The sequence below is a fragment of the Lysinibacillus sp. NPDC096418 genome (assembly GCF_044762775.1).
In the GTDB taxonomy this organism is placed as follows: domain Bacteria; phylum Bacillota; class Bacilli; order Bacillales_A; family Planococcaceae; genus Lysinibacillus.
Window position 1 is genome coordinate 99990 of record NZ_JBIWEY010000006.1, and the last position, 20239, is coordinate 120228.

General features: G+C 35.6%; 21 protein-coding genes. 11 read left to right on the top strand and 10 right to left on the bottom strand.

All coding sequences use genetic code 11. The features are described from left to right. Positions 1-49 precede the first annotated feature (49 nt). A complete protein-coding gene (locus ACIQZG_RS07830; RefSeq protein ID WP_402754666.1) occupies positions 50-931 on the top strand; it encodes a DMT family transporter in 882 nt (293 codons plus the stop codon). Beyond that, positions 928-1131, top strand: a complete 204-nt coding sequence (locus ACIQZG_RS07835) for a hypothetical protein (RefSeq protein WP_402754608.1) — start codon at positions 928-930, stop codon at positions 1129-1131. The genes ACIQZG_RS07830 and ACIQZG_RS07835 overlap by 4 nt, the downstream gene beginning before the upstream one ends. Before the next feature lie 78 nt (positions 1132-1209). Here the strand turns inward: ACIQZG_RS07835 and ACIQZG_RS07840 are convergent, their stop codons facing one another. From ACIQZG_RS07840 to ACIQZG_RS07850, 3 genes are all read right to left on the bottom strand, one after another. Then, the gene (locus ACIQZG_RS07840) at positions 1210-2235 is read right to left on the bottom strand and encodes a DUF4179 domain-containing protein (protein ID WP_402754609.1); all 1026 of its coding nucleotides are present in this window, start codon (positions 2233-2235) and stop codon (positions 1210-1212) included. Further along, on the bottom strand, positions 2232-2795 hold the full coding sequence (locus tag ACIQZG_RS07845) for a sigma-70 family RNA polymerase sigma factor (RefSeq protein ID WP_402754610.1): 564 nt from the start codon (positions 2793-2795) through the stop codon (positions 2232-2234). The genes ACIQZG_RS07840 and ACIQZG_RS07845 overlap by 4 nt, the downstream gene beginning before the upstream one ends. A 606-nt stretch (positions 2796-3401) precedes the next feature. Next, a complete protein-coding gene (locus ACIQZG_RS07850) occupies positions 3402-3803 on the bottom strand; it encodes a DUF3992 domain-containing protein (protein ID WP_402754611.1) in 402 nt (133 codons plus the stop codon). Positions 3804-4216: 413 nt separating this feature from the next. Here ACIQZG_RS07850 and ACIQZG_RS07855 point away from each other — a divergent pair, with 413 nt between their 5' ends. The 4 genes from ACIQZG_RS07855 to ACIQZG_RS07870 all read left to right on the top strand — a co-directional run bounded on the left by ACIQZG_RS07855 (position 4217) and on the right by ACIQZG_RS07870 (position 7988). Continuing rightward, positions 4217-4945 (top strand): ABC transporter ATP-binding protein, encoded by a 729-nt coding sequence (locus tag ACIQZG_RS07855; protein WP_402754612.1) that lies wholly within the window; start codon positions 4217-4219, stop codon positions 4943-4945. Continuing rightward, positions 4942-5958 carry an ABC transporter permease gene (locus tag ACIQZG_RS07860; RefSeq protein ID WP_402754613.1) on the top strand — a complete coding sequence of 339 codons (1017 nt, stop codon included), beginning with the start codon at positions 4942-4944 and terminating at the stop codon, positions 5956-5958. The genes ACIQZG_RS07855 and ACIQZG_RS07860 overlap by 4 nt, the downstream gene beginning before the upstream one ends. Positions 5959-6381: 423 nt before the next feature. After that, positions 6382-7260 (top strand): ABC transporter ATP-binding protein, encoded by an 879-nt coding sequence (locus ACIQZG_RS07865; protein ID WP_402754614.1) that lies wholly within the window; start codon positions 6382-6384, stop codon positions 7258-7260. Positions 7261-7277: 17 nt separating this feature from the next. Then, positions 7278-7988, top strand: a complete 711-nt coding sequence (locus tag ACIQZG_RS07870; protein WP_402754615.1) for an ABC transporter permease — start codon at positions 7278-7280, stop codon at positions 7986-7988. Between the two features lie 278 nt (positions 7989-8266). Here ACIQZG_RS07870 and ACIQZG_RS07875 read toward each other — a convergent pair whose 3' ends face one another. Next, complete coding sequence (locus tag ACIQZG_RS07875; RefSeq protein ID WP_402754616.1) at positions 8267-8929, bottom strand: MBL fold metallo-hydrolase; 663 nt, start codon at positions 8927-8929, stop codon at positions 8267-8269. Positions 8930-9269: 340 nt separating this feature from the next. Between ACIQZG_RS07875 and ACIQZG_RS07880 the strand changes: the two genes are divergently transcribed. From ACIQZG_RS07880 to ACIQZG_RS07895, 4 genes are all read left to right on the top strand, one after another. Beyond that, the gene (locus ACIQZG_RS07880) at positions 9270-9974 is read left to right on the top strand and encodes a response regulator transcription factor (RefSeq protein ID WP_402754617.1); all 705 of its coding nucleotides are present in this window, start codon (positions 9270-9272) and stop codon (positions 9972-9974) included. A 12-nt stretch (positions 9975-9986) separates the two neighbouring features. Further along, a complete protein-coding gene (locus tag ACIQZG_RS07885) occupies positions 9987-11429 on the top strand; it encodes a sensor histidine kinase (RefSeq protein ID WP_402754618.1) in 1443 nt (480 codons plus the stop codon). A gap of 82 nt (positions 11430-11511) precedes the next feature. Next, positions 11512-12270: an ABC transporter ATP-binding protein gene (locus tag ACIQZG_RS07890; protein WP_402754619.1), complete on the top strand. Its 759-nt coding sequence runs from the start codon at positions 11512-11514 to the stop codon at positions 12268-12270. Positions 12271-12273: 3 nt separating this feature from the next. After that, the gene (locus ACIQZG_RS07895; protein WP_402754620.1) at positions 12274-14658 is read left to right on the top strand and encodes an ABC transporter permease; all 2385 of its coding nucleotides are present in this window, start codon (positions 12274-12276) and stop codon (positions 14656-14658) included. 157 nt (positions 14659-14815) lie between these two features. Here the strand turns inward: ACIQZG_RS07895 and ACIQZG_RS07900 are convergent, their stop codons facing one another. Beyond that, on the bottom strand, positions 14816-15928 hold the full coding sequence (locus tag ACIQZG_RS07900; protein ID WP_402754621.1) for a DUF4179 domain-containing protein: 1113 nt from the start codon (positions 15926-15928) through the stop codon (positions 14816-14818). Beyond that, entirely contained in the window at positions 15925-16491 is a 567-nt protein-coding gene (locus ACIQZG_RS07905) for a sigma-70 family RNA polymerase sigma factor (protein ID WP_402754622.1), read from the bottom strand. Before ACIQZG_RS07905 ends, ACIQZG_RS07900 begins: the two co-directional genes overlap by 4 nt. A 268-nt stretch (positions 16492-16759) precedes the next feature. On the opposite strand from ACIQZG_RS07905, the gene ACIQZG_RS07910 reads away from it, so the two are divergent. Beyond that, positions 16760-16915, top strand: a complete 156-nt coding sequence (locus ACIQZG_RS07910) for a Spo0E family sporulation regulatory protein-aspartic acid phosphatase (protein WP_402754667.1) — start codon at positions 16760-16762, stop codon at positions 16913-16915. 98 nt (positions 16916-17013) lie between these two features. On the opposite strand, the gene ACIQZG_RS07915 is transcribed toward ACIQZG_RS07910, so the two are convergent. From ACIQZG_RS07915 to ACIQZG_RS07930, 4 genes are all read right to left on the bottom strand, one after another. Next, complete coding sequence (locus ACIQZG_RS07915) at positions 17014-18099, bottom strand: DUF4179 domain-containing protein (protein WP_402754623.1); 1086 nt, start codon at positions 18097-18099, stop codon at positions 17014-17016. After that, complete coding sequence (locus ACIQZG_RS07920; protein WP_402754624.1) at positions 18083-18625, bottom strand: sigma-70 family RNA polymerase sigma factor; 543 nt, start codon at positions 18623-18625, stop codon at positions 18083-18085. Before ACIQZG_RS07920 ends, ACIQZG_RS07915 begins: the two co-directional genes overlap by 17 nt. A gap of 649 nt (positions 18626-19274) precedes the next feature. Next, complete coding sequence (locus tag ACIQZG_RS07925; RefSeq protein WP_402754625.1) at positions 19275-19667, bottom strand: rhodanese-like domain-containing protein; 393 nt, start codon at positions 19665-19667, stop codon at positions 19275-19277. After that, entirely contained in the window at positions 19664-20095 is a 432-nt protein-coding gene (locus ACIQZG_RS07930) for a MarR family winged helix-turn-helix transcriptional regulator (RefSeq protein ID WP_402754626.1), read from the bottom strand. The genes ACIQZG_RS07925 and ACIQZG_RS07930 overlap by 4 nt, the downstream gene beginning before the upstream one ends. Between the last annotated feature and the right edge of the window lie 144 nt (positions 20096-20239).

The window sequence follows — 20239 nt, forward strand, 5'->3', positions numbered from 1 at the left end:
AAAGCGCAGTAGCTGGTACAGATTTATATGAAGATTTGGGGTGGATAAAATGCAAATGGAGCGGAGAGAAAAATTCGGATTATTTTTAGGGCTAGTAGGTGTAATTTGCTTTAGCTTAACGCTTCCTTCTACAAGTATTGCTGTAGAGTATTTTGGAACTACCGTCGTAGGTTTAGGAAGAACCGTTGTTGCTGCTATTTTAGTAGCTGTGGTCTTGATCGTGAAAAAAGAAAAACTTCCTACTGCTCGCCAATTTAAAAGTCTAATCATTGTTGCTGTTGGTGCAGTTTTAGGATTTCCGCTTCTTACTTCTTGGGCAATGGAATCCTTGCCTGTTTCTCATGGGGCTGTAGAATTAGCTCTGTTACCGTTAGCTACGGCTGGATTTGCATTGTTAAGAGCAGGTGAAACACCATCCATTAAATTCTGGATTTCAAGTATCATCGGCTCTTTAGCTGTCATTATGTATGCACTTCATCTTGGATTCGGTCAATTACAATTTGCCGATTTAGCTTTACTAGCAGCAGTGATACTACTTGGACTTAGTTACGCAGAAGGTGGAATATTAGCAAAAGAATTAGGTAGCTGGCAAGTGATTGCTTGGGCAATTATGATTTGGGCTCCATTTTTCATTATTCCAGTTGGCTTGCAGCTTACAACTGAAATGCTCCATGCCCCAATGCAAGCTTGGGTAAGTTTTATCTATCTTGCAGTAGTTAGTCAATTCCTAGCATATGTTGCTTGGTATAGCGGAATGGCTATGGGTGGCATAGCCAGAGTTAGTCAAATTCAATACTTACAACCATTTTTGATGATTCTATTCGCGACTTTATTCCTAGACGAATCCATCACATGGTTTACGCTTGTCATCGCAGTGATTGTTGTCATTTCTGTTTTAATTGGAAAAAATGCTCCCGTATCTAGAAAATGAGAGGTATTAATAACCATATACAAATTCTATCTGAAGAATTACCCTCAAAAAAAGATCGAATTGTATTGGATGAAGAAGTTGTCATTGATAAAGATGAACGTAGGTATCAATTCGGTGACGGCATATATGAGGTAATAAAAGTATATGTTGGAGAAGAATTTACTTTAAACGAACACTTAGAACGTTCGTGCATAATTTAATGTTGTTGCGATACATTCTTTAATTAAAGCCCCTGTAAAAGTTAGACAATCCACTAACTTCTATAGGGGCTAATACTATCATTTTTTCAATTCAATGATAATCGGCTCGAGTTCAATTTCGGTATGCCCTTTACCGTACATAAGACTTGCAATTTCAACAGGCTGTATAATGAGCTGACTGGCACCTTCTTGGATGGCACCGAATGCTGTTGTTCCTTTAAAAATTTTCCCGTTATCTGTAGAAACGCCGCCACCACCTGTTTCATTCATGTATACATGACCGAGATCATCTGACACTCGGAATACAGGTGTCACTTCTGGCCATTGTTCAATAAGTTTGTCAGTCACAAATTGCTCATACGTAATAACCGTCGAAACATCTGTGAATTCAACAGATTGTAGTGTAAAGTTTACGTCTTTTTCTTGTACAGTTTCATTAAGGAGCAGTATATCACCTTCTAAGCGCTCCAAAGAGAATGCGAACGACCAATCCCCTTCGACCTCTAAGTCATTTGATAAACTGTAAAATGCTTGCGGTGTCCAAGTGACTTTCACGGTTTCTGGGTATATATCATTTTTGAAATGTGGGGTGAATTCTGATAAGCCTACATAACGTGTATCGCTAATTTTCGTAATATTATGTCCACCCCCACCCCCAATTGCACCAACGACATCAAACCAATTTGGTGCACGAACTTGCATCGCTTCTCCAAAATCATGATCCGTTTCAATTGCATAGGACACTGTAATATTTGTTCCGTCGTATACCGCATTGTCAATCATCACTGTCATGCCGTTACTCGTTTGTGCGAGACCGATATTAGTAGAGAAAGCTTCAAAATTTTTGTATCTTTGTTCTCCATCCTCAAAATAGCTAATGACATTTTGCATAAAAGGAATTTGTGCAGCAATGGTCGGGAATGCAAAGCCTGTTGCAGTAGTAGCTCCAACAATTATCACAGCAGCGACCGCAATATGGCGCCAAATGGGGGCTTTTTTTCGTATCTTTAGTACATGCTGTTTGACGCGCGCCTTTTCGATATCTGTTACCTCTAATAATTCAAGAGAATCGATATCTAAATCCATCCACTCCTTCATACTCATACAAATCGCTCCTTCAACTTTGTGTTTGTGGCTAATATTTTCTTCCCTCGATATAGGCGATTATCGACAGCGGCCTTCGTTAGCCCAAGTGCATCGGCAATTTCACTGTTTGATAGCTCTAAATAATATTTCATCATAAAAATATCGCGGTCAATTTCCTCTAGCTGACTGATTGCCAGTAATAATTCATTTTTTTGTTCTCGTTGTAAGACAGATAAATCTGTTTTTAGAGAGCTCGCTTTTTGCTCGAGTGGAGCATCTGATTGTTCACGAGCAATTTGCTTTTCAGCTTGCCGATAGCGATCGATTGCATTGTATTTCGTAATCATGCCAATCCATTTTTTAAAGTCCTGTGTATCACCTTGAAACTGATGAGCATTTTGCCAAACCGTTAAAAAAACATCATTGATACATTCATCAATATCTGGGCGTTTCATATTGTGTAAAATTTTTGTAGCAATTGTTTTCACGAGTGGCATGTAGGCATCAATAATATACTCGAGTGCATCTTCTTTTTGTTTTTTTAATCTCATGATAAAGTTTGCCGATGAACTTTTCATTTACTTCGCTCCTTATGTGATTGAAAAAGCTTTTTCATAAAGTACAACGAACAGTCTTACTACTTATTCTCAAAAAACTTTTAGATTTCCTTGTTAATAGAAGTGTTCAATTATTACTTTCGATTAGCAGGAATTTAAAAGACTAAAACGATAACGACAATCATTTTTCTTATTGTTCTGACGTAGCAGAAAATTAAAATAAGCATGACACACTTAAGAATTTTTGGGTTCCCATTTTGAAAAATAGATTATGTATTATCTAGAACGGCATCACTTATATAATCATTTTTTGTAAGACCGCTTTAATAAAATGAGGAGCAGGCTCTATCACTTTGATGTTACAAAGTATTTTATATTTAAAACTAAACTTTTCGGTTTATCCGTTTTTCACTTCATACATTTGGCACATAAACATGAAAATTTCATATTCTACTAAAGATGAATATTTGTGAGAAAATGGGCAATAAAAAAAGGCGATTATAAAATTACTATCGACTTTTATTTTCCTTTCTATTTCAATACTAGCGTTGAAATTCAGCAGTATCATACTCCAAATAATTGGTTTTCAAAAGAGCGATTTGCTATCCTATATAAATCAAAAAACTATTAACCGATTGAATAACGAGGAGTGATACAAAATTCTCCCGCAGCTGGTAGAGCTAGTGTAGCTCCAGTGGCGAATGCACGAATTGTATCAAAACGTGAGATTGTGAAAGTAAAAGCTCCTCCAACTGGGACAACTGTTTGTCTGACGATGGTACCGCCTGTGCCTCCGACAGGGTCTGCCCCTTTTACAAATTGTACGGTAATAGGAAAGTTACCAGTGTTTTTTATAAATCCTGATGCATAAATAACTTCGTTTGAATTTGTAGCGTAAAGGATTTCCGCACCTACTACATCGTCACCAGCAACTGTGAAATTATTACATACTTTATCTTGTACAAAATTTTTAGGCTCGCAGCAACTAAAACTTCCCGCTCCAATACTTCCATTAGAACTTTGACACATAAAATAGCTTCAACTCCTTCCTATCCTAAAATGATAATTCTTACTATTAAATGCTGGATTCTAGATACTATTTGTGCTGGATTCTAGATACTATTTGTGCTGTTGTAACCGTTAAATTTAAATAGCCAAATTTAGTAAACACTTTCGCCAAACCATTTAATCAAGCAAAAGTATCCTCTTTAAACGAGGAAAAACAATACGCTTGTATTTAACGATTAAAACTCTAGAAATACTTGGTCTTAGATTATTTCAACACACAGATAAAATCTCCATTTTTCCATCTTTTCATGAACTGACAAATAGATCCCCTATTCACTTTACCCTTTTTCTTGATTTGTTCATTGTATTTGCAATTATGCTAACGTAAAATTTTAGTATGTTAGACACAGTGTTCAGAAAAGGAGAGATGTAATGTGGAAGCTAAAGCGATTACTCTATCTGCAGTTGAAAAACGATTTAAACATAAACAGGTCATTGCACCACTTTCATTAGAAATACCGACTGGTCAGCTCATTGGCTTACTCGGTCCTTCAGGTTGCGGGAAAACTACATTAATTAAATTGATTATGGGGATGCTAAAGCCCGACCAAGGGTGCATTCACATATTTAACTATGCTGTGCCACATAAACAGCTATTAATGGACATTGGTTATATGGCACAATCTGATGCTCTGTATACAGATTTAACTGGAGCAGAAAATCTAAATTTATTCGCAAAACTTTATGGTTTATCCAAACAGGAAAGAGAGAACCGCGTGCAATACGCTGCAAATCTCGTCCATTTAACGGAAGATTTAAATGAAAAAGTACTTAATTACTCTGGTGGTATGAAACGAAGATTGTCATTGGCTATTGCATTAATTCAAAATCCAAAGCTTCTTATTTTAGATGAGCCTACAGTAGGAATTGATCCTGTCCTAAAAAGAGAAATATGGCAGGAACTCATTCGCCTGAAAGAAGAAGAACAAAAAACCATTTTGGTGACAACTCATGCTATGGATGAGGCCGAACGTTGTGATCAATTAGCGATGCTACGAGATGGTCAAATTATCGCATATGGTACACCTCATGAGTTGAAGTTACGTTATGATGCAAAAGACTTTGATGATGTATTCTTAAAGGCTGGCGGTGAGGTAGTATGAGAGTTTTCGCACTAGTCACAAGGATTTTTCAGCAAATGAGACGCGATAAACGCACACTTGCATTACTGTTTTTAGCTCCGCTTCTCATACTTTCGTTAATGTACTTTATTTTCGATAGTGATGAGACAGATTTAACACTTGTTGTGTCAAATGGACATACGCAATTAATCGAAAAACTACGAGCTGTAGATTTTCATATCATAGAAAAAGACGATTTTTCAAAACAAAATTTAAAAACAGAGGATTATGATGGTTGGTTAGACATCCGGCAAAACCAATTCGAACTTACGTTACTTAACGACAGCCCATCCACAGCTCAAGCTGTACGAATGAAACTCACGCAAGCGATACAACCTGAAAGCCCGTCAACTATGAAGTTTTCAACCGAGTATGTATATGGTAACGAAGATACTGTAATTTTTGATATTTTTAGTCCGATGCTTATTGGCTATTTCGTATTCTTTTTTGTCTTTTTAATTACCGGTATTGCACTCTTAAAAGAACGGACATCTGGCACTTTAGAACGTCTACTAGCTACACCTATCAAGCGATCAGAAATTGTCGTTGGCTATATGATTGGTTATGGATTATTCGCATTAATCCAAACGATTATTATTGTATTTTTTAGTATTTATGTACTTGATATTGTGCATGTAGGCTCCATCTGGCTTGTCCTGCTCACGAATATTTTATTGGCACTTGTATCCTTATCATTGGGAGCCTTGTTGTCTAGCTTTGCTGCTTCAGAGTTTCAAATGATGCAATTTATTCCACTAGTGATCGTGCCACAAGTATTCTTTTCAGGTATCTTCCCTCTTGATAATATGGTCGAGTGGCTACAAAATATCGGTCGTATCATGCCTATTTATTACGCATCAGACGCATTAAATGGTGTGATGTACAAGGGATATACGTTTAGTGATATTTCAACAGATTTAGCGATACTAGCATTATTTGCTGTCGTGTTTATTACTTTAAATATTATTAGTCTGAAAAAATACCGCTCATTGTAATTAGTTAATTATATATATGAAGGTCCTGCTAAAAAATAGTTAGCGGGACTTTTTTTATTTAACAATTAATTAGGCTCTTCACCAAAAGTTGAGGGTGATATTTTAAATACAGTGTTTGATACTTGGAGTAGAGGCAGCGGAACTCCTTCACTGATAAGTCATTGGAGCGAGCAGCGGCTTTTCGGACGCCCCCCAGGAAAGCACGCTGACGTAACGGAAATCAACCACAATTTATGGTAAATAGCCACTAATTATAAAAATAACCATATATAAGGAGAAAAAGAATTCATATTACTTTATACTGTTTTTATCGACAACTTGCATACATCCATCGCCAATTATTGCACTTTGAAATAAGTTATCGTATTTTTGGGGCACGATCTTCCTTCGAGTTGTCTAATACTTAATAAAGGATGGGCATACATGAAAACAATAATGGACATAAAGAACGTCACAAAACAGTTTAAAGGCAAGATAATCCTAGAGGATATTTCTTTTTCGATACATGCTCATCAAGTTGTAGCACTAGTAGGGAAAAATGGTTCTGGGAAGAGTACCCTTCTCAAAATCATCGGGGGTTTAGTTAACCCCGACAGCGGGACAATTTCTAAGCATATCCATCCTTTTACAATTGGCTACGTACCAGAAGTTACACCTTCTAATATTTTGTTCACTCCTGAAGAGTATCTGTTTCATATGGGAAGTATTAGAGGTATGCCTAAAAATGAACTCCAACCCAGAATAAACTACTTACTCGACATCTTTAATATGCAAGGTTCTCGCAAAACAAGGATTTCTGATTTTTCGAAGGGTATGAAACAAAAGGTCATGATTATTCAGGCGTTGCTTGAAGAGGTGAATCTTCTAATATTGGACGAGCCTTTATCTGGACTAGACCCTAAGGCACAAAATGATTTAGAAGCTACACTTTCGTTATTGAAAGACAAAGGATTAAGTATCATCTTAACTTGCCATGAAACTAAGTTACTAGAAAATATTGTAGATGAGATTCTTTCCATAAATGATTGTCACGTTAATCAAAATAACTTAGTTCTGAATACCATTATTCATAGAAATAAACTTTCTTTTGAAATTTCAACACAAGCATCTTTAGAAAATCTACACAACTATTTTGAAAATGTACAAACAAGACTATTAAATCCAAAAGTTAATACTGTCAAAGTAATTGTAAAACAAGAGGATACAGACAAAATCTTACTAGAACTCCTCAAAAAAAATGCTTCCATTAAAGAGTTACAGCCCATAAACCCTGCAAAAGAAGATTTCTACAACCATTTCTAAATAAGTGAGGTATGAATATGAGTAGTTTGCTACGCTATCAATTTATCAATTATTTACGTGCATATAGATATGTTCCACCATTTTCGATTTTTATCATTTTTCTTATAGTGAATTATACTTTTACACCTAACCCAATATTAGATAGCTACTCCTTTTCATCTATAGTGCTATTCTTTATCATGGGCTGGTTTACAATCACGATTTTCCACTCAGAAGACGAAGGCCAAAAGATTATAACTTTACTACATACCAAAAATCGAAAGAAGTACAGCTTAGCACTTTTTACAATTTGTTTACTGATCGGTTTGTGCCTAAGTTGTGTGTCCATCACTTACCCCATAGTTATTAATGCGTTTGGTGCACAGCCGAAACCATTACATATTTTGATGGGTTTCTTGTCTCACTTTAGTCTTTCCTTTCTAGCTATCGCATTGTCTGCTAATTTCACAAGAGAAATGGTGAAAAACAAACAGAATACTTGGTGGGGGGTACTAAGCATTCTTTTCCTCTCTCTAGCCATTGCCACTGTAAAAAGTTCAATTTTACAAATAAAAGGTCTTATCTGGCTGTTACCACCAGTCTATCTTTCGTTAGAAATGATGGCTTCGGGAGATGAAATCCTTTCTATCCCAGGATTATTTTATTGGCAATTCGGATGGATTTTTATGTATGGCACACTCATTATAAGTATTTTCATTTTAATTACTACGCGCAAACGGAATTTATAATGAGTAGTTATTAATCAAAATTTAGTATTGACGAAGGTAGATGCTCTTGATGAAGACATCCATTATTAAAGAGGACACAGCTTTTATCATCTGAAAGTATTGAAGCATCCACCATTCTGTATCCCATTTTTAATCATAAAGATGGAGTGCGTAATAAGGTATACATTTATTTAGAAATAACAAGCTGTCCTAAAAGAAAAGACGGTATGCGAAGAGTACTTTAAGTATGCTATTTTTCTTTTAGGACACACCCTTTCTTACATTTAACAGGATTTAAATTAATATGAGATTACTTGTTGAATTTGATCATTAATATTGCCCTCACTTAATCCTCCATGGTAACAAACTACAGATTCAATGTCGAAGTTTAGATATTTCTTTAAAGAGCGTCGAGCTTCTTCTATATCCAATACTGTCGGGGCATGAATCCCCTTAATTTTTCCATTTACACTGTATAGCGAATCCCCAGCAATCAATGTTTTACTTTGCTTCAAATATAGGCTTATATGACCCGATGTATGTCCTGGCGTATGGATGACTTGAATTCCGCCGCAATACGATAATTCTTGACCGTCTCTCAAAGTATTGTTTACTGTTCCCTTTGGCGGATTCTCTAGATGACCATCTTTCAAAAGAGGTAACTCCCCTTGAATATAAGGCTTTTCTAGATCATGGGCATATATTTTTATATGACTCCCACATTCTTGTACTATTTCAGGAAGACAACCTATATGATCTATATCCTGATGTGTCAAAATCACAACTTTTAGCTTGTCGAATGTAACACCAACCTTTTCCATTGCCAAGCGTAAATCTTCAAATTGGTCAAGATATCCAGTGTCTATTAAAACAGCCATTTCTTGATCCCATAAAAGAGTTGGATGAATACTACTCCCATAAAAATCAAGCTGAAGCATTTCTACTCCCTTTGCAATTTCCATAAATTTCTCCTCCTCCATAATTAGATTTTATTGATTTAAGAGAATCGTTATACTACATAAAAGGTTCGAAATAACAAAGCTTCGGTACACTTTTATTACGTAGTACCAATAATTATTCATTATGATGATACCTACAATCTTCATTGGAATAACACTTACTAACTTCTGCTGCATTCTCCAAAGTTCCTGCTGCAAAAAAAACTATCAAATAATTTAAATTTCAAATCTCATACATTTTATTAGCTTACAATTTCACTTTTTAACAAAGTAAATTAGAGCATCAACATTCAAATTATTCTATACTATTCATACCAGTATTTTCTAATAGGAGGCAGAATATTTGTATAAGAAGAAGGTTTTAATTATTGAAGATGAAAAGGATATTGCTTTTATCGTAAGAGATTATTTAAAAGTACATAATTTTGAGGTGATGATTGCCGAAACTGGCAAGGAAGCCATTTATACTATCGAGAAAAGCAATCCAGATTTTATTATCCTCGATTTGACGCTCCCAGATTGTGATGGCATCGAGCTGTGTCGCCAAATTCGCGAGAATAGCAATGTGGCGATTCTTATATTAAGTGCACGTGGCAGTGATACTGATAAAGTACTTGGATTAGGATTCGGTGCGGATGATTATATGACAAAACCATTCTCTTTAAGCGAACTTGTAGCAAGAATAAATGCACATTTACGTAAACAAGATAGATTATTACAGGATCAAGTTAACAATAAAGATGTAATTCAGGTTGAAAATATGGAGATAAATAAAATAGAACATACGTTTACGCGTGACCAAAAGCAAATTCAATTATCAGCTAAGGAATTCGAATTATTATATTTTTTAATCCAAAATCGAAATCAAGTCTTTTCAAAAAGTCAGTTACTGGATGCTGTTTGGGGATATACTTCATTCGGGGATGAAAATACGATAACAGTTTACATTAGAAGGCTGCGTGAAAAAATAGAAAAAAATCCATCTACCCCTGTCTATATACAAACTGTTTGGGGAATTGGCTATAAATTTAATACAAAAAACGACTAATAGGAGAACGCTATGTATGTGAAAGACTGGCTAAGAAAATGGTTGTTGGCAGCTATCGTCTGTTTATTACTGCTGCTTGGATGTGTCAGTTATATATTCTTTAATAGTTTGGATAGCGATTCTGACTCTAGAAATCCGTACGCTATCAATCAAACTCGACTACAAGTAAACGACTTGCAATTGTACATAGAGCAACACTATAAAAATTTGGAACAGGACTTCTATCTACAAAATTCCCTTCAGACAATGAGCAATGACAAAAAAATAGGTATATTAGTTGTTCAATTAGACGGTAGAGTAATCTTTAAATCTACAAATATCGATAGTCCTTCGTATATTCATATTAAAAATGATCTTCATTATGATTTATCAGCTTCAAAAGCGGAACCGGAAGTGTATAAAATCGCGTTCCCTATTATAGAAGAAACAACACAGAATCAAATAGGTAACGCCATCTTTACTCTCCGTAAAGATATGGTACTAGCAGAAAAGCCAAATAACTCGAATAACTATTTAATAATGCTCGTTATTAGTCTCCTGTCGATTATTCTAATAGTACTTTTCTATGTCATTGTAAATAAATCAAAAAAAGATGTGCTACTACCTATCAACAATTTAAAAAAGAGTACAGAAGAAATTTTAAAAGGTAACTATGGTCAAAAGAATGACTTCGTGAAAAACGATGAAATAGGTGATTTATACGCCGTATTTGAACAAATGCGCATCGAAATTATGAATCTTAACAAGCAACGTCTTGAACAGGACCAAAACCAAAAGAAGCTCGTTTCTAGCATTTCACATGATATTAAAACTCCTCTGACAACAGTAAAAGCCTATTTAGATGCGATTGCTGAAGGGATTTGTCCTGATATGGAATCCCTAATGGCCTATATAAATGTGATGCAAGCTAATACAGAAAAAATGTCGAGACTCCTCGATGATTTATTGATCCATTCATTAAAAGAACTTGGCCATATTCCTGTCACCTTAAAAGAACAATACAGTAAAAAAGTACTGACAAATATCCTCCATCCGATTAGTCATTACGTCCATACAACAGGCATTCAATTAACAGCACCGACAGATATTCCGAATGTCCTAATCCAAGTAGATGAACATCGCTTAGAACAAGTTATTGCGAATCTTATTACAAATTCGCTCAAACATACATCTTATGGGGACTCCATAACCATCTCCATCACTGTTGAACAGCAAGCACTAAAAATTATTGTGTCGGATACAGGGAACGGTATGCTTCCACAAGATATGCCTTTTATTTTTGAACGTTATTTTAGAGGTTCTCATTCTACAGATGAAACAATCATTAAAAATGAAGGTGCAGGCCTCGGATTATCCATTTGCAAGCATATTATGGAGGCTCATAATGGTTCCATATCATTCAAAAGTAAACAAAATGAAGGAACAACCTTTACGCTACTACTCCCTATTTGTTAATACTTTATTAATATTTGGATAAGGACCTTGTAATATGTATCCATTACACTGAAGAAAATACAGCATTTAGGGAGGAATTTAATTGGAAAAAGAGGTTCTTATTCGTGCTACAAATTTGTGTAAGACTTATACAACAGGTAGTGAACACTACCATGCCATAAAAAATATTGATGTTGAAATTTACAAAGGTGATTTCACTGTTATTATGGGGAATTCTGGATCTGGCAAATCCACACTTCTCTATCTACTAAGTGGACTGGATTCGATAACGGCCGGAGAAGTCCATTTTCATGGAGAACGGTTGGATACATTTTCAGAAAAAGAGCTGGCTTTATTTCGTTCAAAAAGAATAGGTTACATCTATCAAAGTAGTAATCTTGTGCCCGATCTAACCTTACTTGAAAATATCGTACTTCCAGGATATATTGCAAAAACAGCAAAAAAACAGGTTCTAAAAAAAGCGGATTCTCTTCTTCAAGCAATGTCACTTAAAGAGCAGCGCAATCGGCTCCCTTCCCAAACTTCAGGAGGTCAGCAACAGAGAGCTGCAATAGCTAGAGCATTAGTTAATGATCCAGAAGTGATTTTTGCAGATGAACCAACGGGAAGTTTAAATTATGACCAAGGAATCGCGGTATTAGATACTTTAACGAATTTAAATAAAGATGGTCAGTCCGTTGTCATGATTACACACGATATAAAAGCAGCCTGTCGTGCGAATCGCCTCATACTTATTCAAGATGGAAAGATTGATGGTATTTTAGATTTTGAAAAATTCGATGAAACAAATATGCAAGAGCGTGAGAATATCATATTTTCTTATGTTTCGAGGAAGGATTAGATTATGTATGCAGTCACTACTCTCTGTCTCGCACATATAAGAAAAAGAAAAATTCAAAATGGACTTATTGCCATACTCATTTTGTTGTCCACTTTACTTTTAGCCACTTCTATTACCATTATCACCAATACTGATAATATTTTTGAGAAAACACATCGTGAAACAAATGGTGCCCATCAAATTTTGACAATGGGCGAAGAAATCCATAATCCACGCATCGTAAACAACTGGTGGCAGAATCAAAATGGCGTAACCGCTTCCGAACTAATACCATTTAGAAACCTATCAGGCCCAAAATTTAATGGTATTGAAATACCAAATCTATACTTACTTATGATGAATACACCGAAAACACCATCTCCTATTGATCAATTAATACTTGCAGAAGGAAAAAAACAGCCTTATCCAGACAAAGGAACTATATGGATTCCCACATCTATGGCTGCTACTTCTGGTATAACTATTGGTGACTTCGTGGAATTCCAGACTGGCGAAAATAGTTTTAAACTAAGCGTTGCCGCAATTGTCGTAGATTTACCTTACGGCGGACCCTTTACAACAAATGCTCGCATTTGGATGAACGAACTGGATTACAATGCACATTTAGGCATGATGGCAGGGACAGATCAATATATGATGGCCCTTCGATATGAAGACTATCATCAACGTACAGACTATTGGACGAACTTCGAACAATATTTAAATAGCCCATATCTTGAATCAAAAATGGAGTATGAGCAACTCTTCTCATTTTATTCCATCATCAATAAAATAATTGGCTTTATCATGGTGGTATTAGCCATAGCCATGCTTTTTATTTCATTATTTATCATTGGATTAAGTATTTCAGATGCGATTTTATCCAATTACAAAACCATTGGTGTAATCAAGTCCCTTGGTCTTTCATCTAAAGGGATAATTGCAACATATGTACTGCAATATAGCCTTTTATCGATTGTTGCCATAGTTCCAGGTCTAATAGTAAGTAAAGTCCTCTCTCGCATCATCATTGAAAGCTCTTTGTCTTATTTAAAAACAGGAGATCATTTAACGATTATTCAAGATGTTACGACAAATTTACTTATCGGATTACTAATATTTTTTATCGTCAGCATTACCGCTTTCTTTTATTCGAACAAAGCTCGATATATCAAACCTGTTCAGGCCATCAAATACGGTATGTCTGAACTAGCCAACAGCAAAATGAATAGACGTCTCAATCAATCAAATCGAATTCTACATTTTGTAGATTTACCAATTCATCTGCAACTCGGCATGAAAAATATAACAAAGAATATGAAGAGTTCAATTCTTATTATTATACTGACTACAATCACTTCTGGCATTTTAGTATTTAGTGTTGTCTTTCTTAACAGCATTGCTTCTATTAAAGACACTGCACCTTCATGGGGCTATGATTCATCTCATATCGCAGTAACTGTTGATAATGATGCTACATTTTCAAAAGAGCGCTTTGAACAGCAATTGCTTTCTGATAGTAGAATTAAAAATTACGCTTGGCTAGATGTAATTACTGGAATCCTTCCAAACAAAGCACAGCAACCGTTGCATATCAATATTGATATTGTAGAAGGAAGCTTCGATGATGTAGGCTACGAAAATATTATGGGTCGTAACCCTTCCCTTAGAAATGAAATTGCCATTGGTGTGAATGTTGCAAGCGCATTAAACAAAAGCTTAGGCGATGTGATCGACGTCTATATAGAAGGAAAACAACATAGCCTTCTCATTACTGGCATATATCAAGCTATCGCGAATAAGTCTACCTCTGCGCGAATCACAGCTGAAGTTGTAAAGGTTCATCATTCCGACTACTCAGCATCTAAAATCAGTTTGATTAACTTACACAGTGAGACGCAAGCAGACCAAGTAGTAACTGAGTTAAAAGAAAAATTCAAGGACTCTATAACCGCTGAAACGCAGCAAACATTATTAGACTCTATGTTCAAAGTGGTTATTACAGTATTTATCATCCCACTTTCTGTCATGGGCATTTTATTCTTAACCGTTACATGTATAATTATTTTTAGTGTTTCTCGTATCAATGTTCGAAAAGAAAGCAGTACCTACGGGATTTATAAATCTATTGGTATGACTTCAGCAAATATTAGATGGTCCATTACTTCGGGAATATGTATACTTTCAACACTTGGCTCAATAATCGGCATTTTTGTTGGCATAAAACTAATTCCTTTTTCCCTAAAGGTCATCTTATTAGAATATGGATTAATTGAGTTACCGCTTGTCGTGAACTGGCCAATGAGTATTGCCATAGCTTGCTTAAGTATCGTCGCTTCTTGCATTGGCTGTTGGGTAGCAACAAGAGTTATTGCAAAAACTTCCCCTCGCATATTAATTGTAGAATAAGAACAAATGCCCCTCGCTATATAAGTAATTGAATAACGAGGGGCATCAATTTGATTCACAACTAATAATTGATGAAGAATATATAATTAAGTAGTTTTTCCAACATCCATTTTTATTTTACAAAAACTCCACTATTCGTATCCTCACTTCATGACTTTTACTTCTCTAACTCAATGACAATCGGTTCAAGCGTTATTTCCTTATGGTCCATAACTGTTGTTGCAGTATTAGTTACTACAGATTCACCAAGTGCATTGACGCTATCAGTTTGCTCATTTGGATTCGCAGAAGCTTTTAGCATGGTTAGCTGTGGAACTATTGTTAACTTTGTTGCACGTTCATCTATTTTCTCAAACGTTTTCCCCGTATTCATAACCCCTGGGTCATCTAGTTCACCATAACCACCCATGCCCTCACCTTCATAGACATTCCCTACATCATCCATCATTGAATACTCAAGACTTATAGAATTCCAGTATTCTGAGACCTGTTGATCGAGTTGCTCTTTTAGGTAAACGATGGCCGACATTGGTGTTTTCGTGATTTGCTTAACTGTCACCTTGACCCCATCTTGCTCTGTAGATTGATCGACTACTTGTGTATGTTGCTCTGTCGCATCAATAGAAAAAGCAAAACGCCAGTTACCATTAATGACTGTATTTGTTTCTTCGATAAATATTTTATCTACTTTCCATATAAAATTAGCCATATCCTTTGAAGCTTGACTAAAACTTCCTGCCGTCAATATCCCTACATAATTGAAATCATCCACTTTTTTTATGTCTAAACCAAACGTCCCCCCGTTAACATCGTTAAAAGAAGCACTATGACGAAATTTCGGTTGATTTCCTAAGGTTTTTTCGCTTTTAATATCCAAAGTAACAGTTATCGTTTCACCGTCATAAATGGCATCATTTAGAGTAATTTCAATCCCTTTACTCTTATCAGTTAATCCAATCGCAGTCGAAAATTCTTTATAATTTTCATAAAGAGCAGCCCGATCCCCATCTATAAACTTAAAAATATCTCTTACTATTGGGATACTTCCTGCCTGTGCTGGGAAAGTAAAACCTAATATAGTACCCGATAACCCTATAAATAGAGAAGCAATAGCGATTTGTTGCCACCAGCTTCCTCGTTTTTTCTTTTTCAACATTCTTTGCTTCAATTGATTTTTCATTTGTGCTTTTTCGAACTCACTAGCCTCAAGTTCAACAAATTCTTTTTCATCCAATTGCACATCATTTAATAACTTGTAAATTTCTTTCATACAAGGCTACCTCCTAACTTCATATCTATGGCTTGCTGCTGAAGTTTCTTTTTTCCTCGGTAAATGCGATTATCGATGGCCGTGCGTGTTACGCCAAATCGCGAGGCAATTTCTTCTGTTTTCACACCTAAGAAAAATTTCATCAAGAATATTTCACGATCCATTGCTTCGAGTCCATTTATCAATTGTAATAACTCTTCATGATTTTCGATTCGAATTAGCGCTTCTTCCGCAGAGTCTTCAATGAGCAAGTCAGTATGTTCTGAAGAAATCTCCATGCTCTTTCCTGCCTTTCTGTAATAATCAATCGCCTTAAATTTTGCAATGGCACAAATCCATTTTCTAAAATCAATGGCATCGCCTTTAAATTGATCGATATTGTCCCAAACACTTAAAAATACGTCATTCATACATTCTTCCAATAAATTTTCTTGTTGCAGTGGCGTCAATACTTTATAAACAACACCTTTCACAAGTGGTAAATAATGATCAACGACATATTCGAGTGCATCCTCTTCTTGTCTCTTTAATCGCTTTATAAAATTTCGTTCATTCGATTTCATGGCACCAGTTCCCCTTCTTACCGTTTCTCGTAAAGGCCTCTACACTCTATACAACGTACAATCTTTTTATTTCTCTCATAAATAAAAATAAGCTAATAAATTCCCACTCGTTCGACCCTATATATTACAATTTAATTACAATTTTTTATTTGATTCAAAATTTTACATTTTTTATTTCAAGTATTATACAATAATAGTATGGTTATAAACTAAATTACAGGACATAATATAAATTAAATTGAATGTTAGGAGATATTTTGTGAAACGTATATTGAATATAAAAATTTTAAAACTTGCCATTGAATATAAAAGAAAAGTCATGTATAAAAAAGCCAAAGATCTCGGATTTACACATCCAAAGGTCGTTATGTGTAGTCAAGAATTAGATGCCTTGCTAAATATGTATTGGAAACAAGTATCTTAACTTATATGTAAAACTAATCAGAACGAATAAAAAAATAACCCCGAATAAGAGACTCTCTTACATGAGTGCTCCTAATTCAGGGTTGTTCAAGATTTTCTTTAATTAATGTTCACTGTAAATGGTTTGAATTCTACTTCTTTCAACGACGATCTATTTTCATGAATGATTGTTTCGTTTCCATTCTCATCTATAGCAACACCAGATCCTCCGGTTGGTAGAGATAAGAATGGTGTGATCGTCAACTCTTTGATGTCCTTTGTAATCGGATCAAAACTTTTCTTTCCACTGAATACCCACACATCATCATATAATTGACCTCTTAATCCACCGGAATGGGAAGTTATTTCACGGCCATACTCATCTGTTATACGGAACTCTACATATGAGGCGCGCATCATCTCAGGCATACTACCTTTTTCTGATGCCACAAATGAAATGCCCACACCTGAAGGACTTAGCGATAATTCTGAAACGTCGAGTTTAACACCATCTACTTGCTGTTGATGATCCACGGGCACGCGAACAATGTCAGTAATCTTTTTAATAGGTGTCGAGAAGTTCCATTTCTCCCCTTCCACGCTTTCTAAAACTAAGCCTAGTTCAAAAGTTTCTGGCATATCATCTGTTACACCAAAAGTTGCTATGCCTGTACGAGCAGTTGGGCTAATAATCTTTTCACCATAACTACCCGAACCCGTTACAGGTGAATTACCATTAATTGTAAAATCTATAAATCCTCTAAAATATTCTTCGCTCAGCTCTTCTTGCGATTCAATTGTAAATCCAACTGTAATATTTGTGGAATCATATAACACTTCATTAATAGTTACAGAAATTTCATTATTCGTTTGTGTTTCTCCAACTGCACTCGTTAGCCCCTGATCACTAGCCTGTTTTAGCCCTAATAAGCCGGAGTCACTAAATACTGAACCGATAATCGGCAGCTGCGATAAACTACTCGCCAATGTTGGGGATACGAATGCAGAACCGATTATTAAACCACATGCTGCTGCAGTACTAGCTATATATAAAAGCGGTTTACGTTTTCTTCTTTTTACTTGCAACGGCGTATTCTGCAAATCGCCTTGCTGTTCTGCTTGTTGAATCCCTTGAGAAATTGCTGCCCGGACCTCACCTCTAGGGAATTCTGTGCGGATTTCGTTTGTATTAAATGATTTTTTCATTAAACGTTGCACTCCTCTCTAACTCTCGCTTTAATTGTTTTTTCCCACGGTGTAAATATGTTTTTATCGTTCCAACTGGCTTTTCCATCACTTCAGCAATTTGTTTAATAGGTAAATCACGATAATAGTACAAAATTAGCGCTGTTTGATACGAGTGATCTAGCTGTTGCAATGCCTCTGTTAAATCAATTGGAGTGTCAATTTTATAGGGTTGTTGATTCAAACGTTTTAACAGTTCGTCTTCCTCAAAAGGAACTATTCTTTGCCCTTTTTTCAGCAAGCGATAACATTCGTGAATTAGGATTCGAAATAGCCATGTCGAAAAGAATTCAGGTTTCTTTAGCTGTTTAACTGTTAGGTAGGCTTTACATGCTGTTTCTTGTATAGCATCGAGTGCGTCCTCTTTATTGCCTACATAAGAGAGTGCAGCATAATACAACTTCTCCTCCTCTAAATAGAGCAATTGCTCAAAAGCTTCTTTGTCTCCCGTAATGGCTCGTTTCACTATCTGTACATCATGTCCCATTCCGTTTCCCCTCCTTTCACTACTTAGAGTCTTTAGCACATCTAAAAGGTTTCAAAATGATATATTTTTCTGTATTTAAAACGATTAGGGTTATTTACCAAAAGGTGGAATGGACATATTAAATAATGCGTTTATTGATTGGAGTGGGGCCAGCGTGACTCTTTGGGCATCAGCTTTAGGGCACTGAAAAAGTGTTTTTTTAAATAAATTCTCTAATTAAAATTGGAACTAGGAATTTTACACTCTGGCGTTCCCTTTCCGCAGGCATAGCGTAAGCCGCAACCCTCGCTACGCGCGGTTTATTGCGTCTTACGTCTCATGCTGTTCCTGCAGGAGTCTCACGCCGCCGCGCAAAATCCTTGCATAGTAGAATAATACTTATCTAAAAAATACCATAAAATTAATCTAATTTAGAGTTTTTCAGTGCCCTCATCAGCGTCACAGATAAGAACCTGGAGCGAGTGAATCGGCTTATCGGACGCCCCAGGAAAACACGCTGCCGTAACGGAAATCAACTGCTAGTTATGGTGATGAACCATGATTAAGTTACTCATACTTCTTATCTTATAAATGCATAAAACCGTCCAAACAATTGGACGGCGTTTTATAAAAGTCTTTATTTTGATCAATCCTCTTAAGCTTTACATATTTAACATCCACATTCTTCAATTGATGAATCTGAATGCCTTACAGGAGTTACTGGGAAATTCATAGTCTTCCAAGCGGCAATTCCACCACTTAATTCTTTCACTTTAAATCCTTTTTCTAAAAGGATTAAAGCCGCTTTTGCAGCTGTGCTACACCATACATCCCAGCAATATAAAACGATTACCTTTTCCTTAGGCAATTCTGACAAACGATTTTCTAACGCCAATAGTGGAATCTCTATCGCTCCTTGAATCTTTTCTTTTTTTAAAGTAGGAGGTCCATTTCTAACATCCAGTAATACATACTCATCTTTGTTTTGCTTACTTTCTTGCATATAATCCATTGGGCTAAATGTTGCTTCGATTCGACTTTTAAAATATTCAAGTTGAGTCATTCATTAATCCTCCTGGTTTCCAAGATTTTCATCAAAATTCCACCTAACATGTCCGCTTCTTCATTACTTAAAGAAGATAATATTTTTCTTTCAGACTGTTCCATTAAGCCCCAGCAGCTTTCTAATATTTGCTTACCTTGCACTGTAATCGTTAGGCTATAAGATCTTCTATCTTTAGGGTTTTTAGTTCTAGTCAAATACTTTAAAGCTTCTAAATGGTCAATAAAGCTAACCATTGTTGTTCTGTCAATTTTTAATTCTGCCGCTACTTCCTTTTGAGATAAATGAGGTTTTTCATCAATTTTAATAAGAACACCATATTGTTTTGCATTAATGTTAAATGGCTTTAGTTTTTCGGCAAATTCCAGTTCAAAGAGTTGTTCGACTTTCCCTGTCATAAAACCATATGATTTAAAAATTCTACTCAATTCCTACCCTCCTTTTAATCACCATTCATGATAATCAGTCTAACTGATTATATTTGTAAAGTAAATATATTTTTACCAAAAATAACTATTTATATTATTCAAAAGACCGCTCTTAGACTCCCTACCCTTTCCTCCATTCAACAT

Coding starts and splice junctions, on each gene's coding strand:
- ACIQZG_RS07830 (WP_402754666.1), top strand. CDS start 50: ATGCAAATGGAGCGGAGAGAAAAATTCGGATTATTTTTAGGGCTAGTA.
- ACIQZG_RS07835 (WP_402754608.1), top strand. CDS start 928: ATGAGAGGTATTAATAACCATATACAAATTCTATCTGAAGAATTACCC.
- ACIQZG_RS07840 (WP_402754609.1), bottom strand. CDS start 2,235: ATGAGTATGAAGGAGTGGATGGATTTAGATATCGATTCTCTTGAATTA.
- ACIQZG_RS07845 (WP_402754610.1), bottom strand. CDS start 2,795: ATGAAAAGTTCATCGGCAAACTTTATCATGAGATTAAAAAAACAAAAA.
- ACIQZG_RS07850 (WP_402754611.1), bottom strand. CDS start 3,803: ATGTGTCAAAGTTCTAATGGAAGTATTGGAGCGGGAAGTTTTAGTTGC.
- ACIQZG_RS07860 (WP_402754613.1), top strand. CDS start 4,942: ATGAGAGTTTTCGCACTAGTCACAAGGATTTTTCAGCAAATGAGACGC.
- ACIQZG_RS07865 (WP_402754614.1), top strand. CDS start 6,382: ATGAAAACAATAATGGACATAAAGAACGTCACAAAACAGTTTAAAGGC.
- ACIQZG_RS07870 (WP_402754615.1), top strand. CDS start 7,278: ATGAGTAGTTTGCTACGCTATCAATTTATCAATTATTTACGTGCATAT.
- ACIQZG_RS07875 (WP_402754616.1), bottom strand. CDS start 8,929: ATGGAAATTGCAAAGGGAGTAGAAATGCTTCAGCTTGATTTTTATGGG.
- ACIQZG_RS07885 (WP_402754618.1), top strand. CDS start 9,987: ATGTATGTGAAAGACTGGCTAAGAAAATGGTTGTTGGCAGCTATCGTC.
- ACIQZG_RS07895 (WP_402754620.1), top strand. CDS start 12,274: ATGTATGCAGTCACTACTCTCTGTCTCGCACATATAAGAAAAAGAAAA.
- ACIQZG_RS07900 (WP_402754621.1), bottom strand. CDS start 15,928: ATGAAAGAAATTTACAAGTTATTAAATGATGTGCAATTGGATGAAAAA.
- ACIQZG_RS07905 (WP_402754622.1), bottom strand. CDS start 16,491: ATGAAATCGAATGAACGAAATTTTATAAAGCGATTAAAGAGACAAGAA.
- ACIQZG_RS07915 (WP_402754623.1), bottom strand. CDS start 18,099: ATGAAAAAATCATTTAATACAAACGAAATCCGCACAGAATTCCCTAGA.
- ACIQZG_RS07920 (WP_402754624.1), bottom strand. CDS start 18,625: ATGGGACATGATGTACAGATAGTGAAACGAGCCATTACGGGAGACAAA.
- ACIQZG_RS07925 (WP_402754625.1), bottom strand. CDS start 19,667: ATGACTCAACTTGAATATTTTAAAAGTCGAATCGAAGCAACATTTAGC.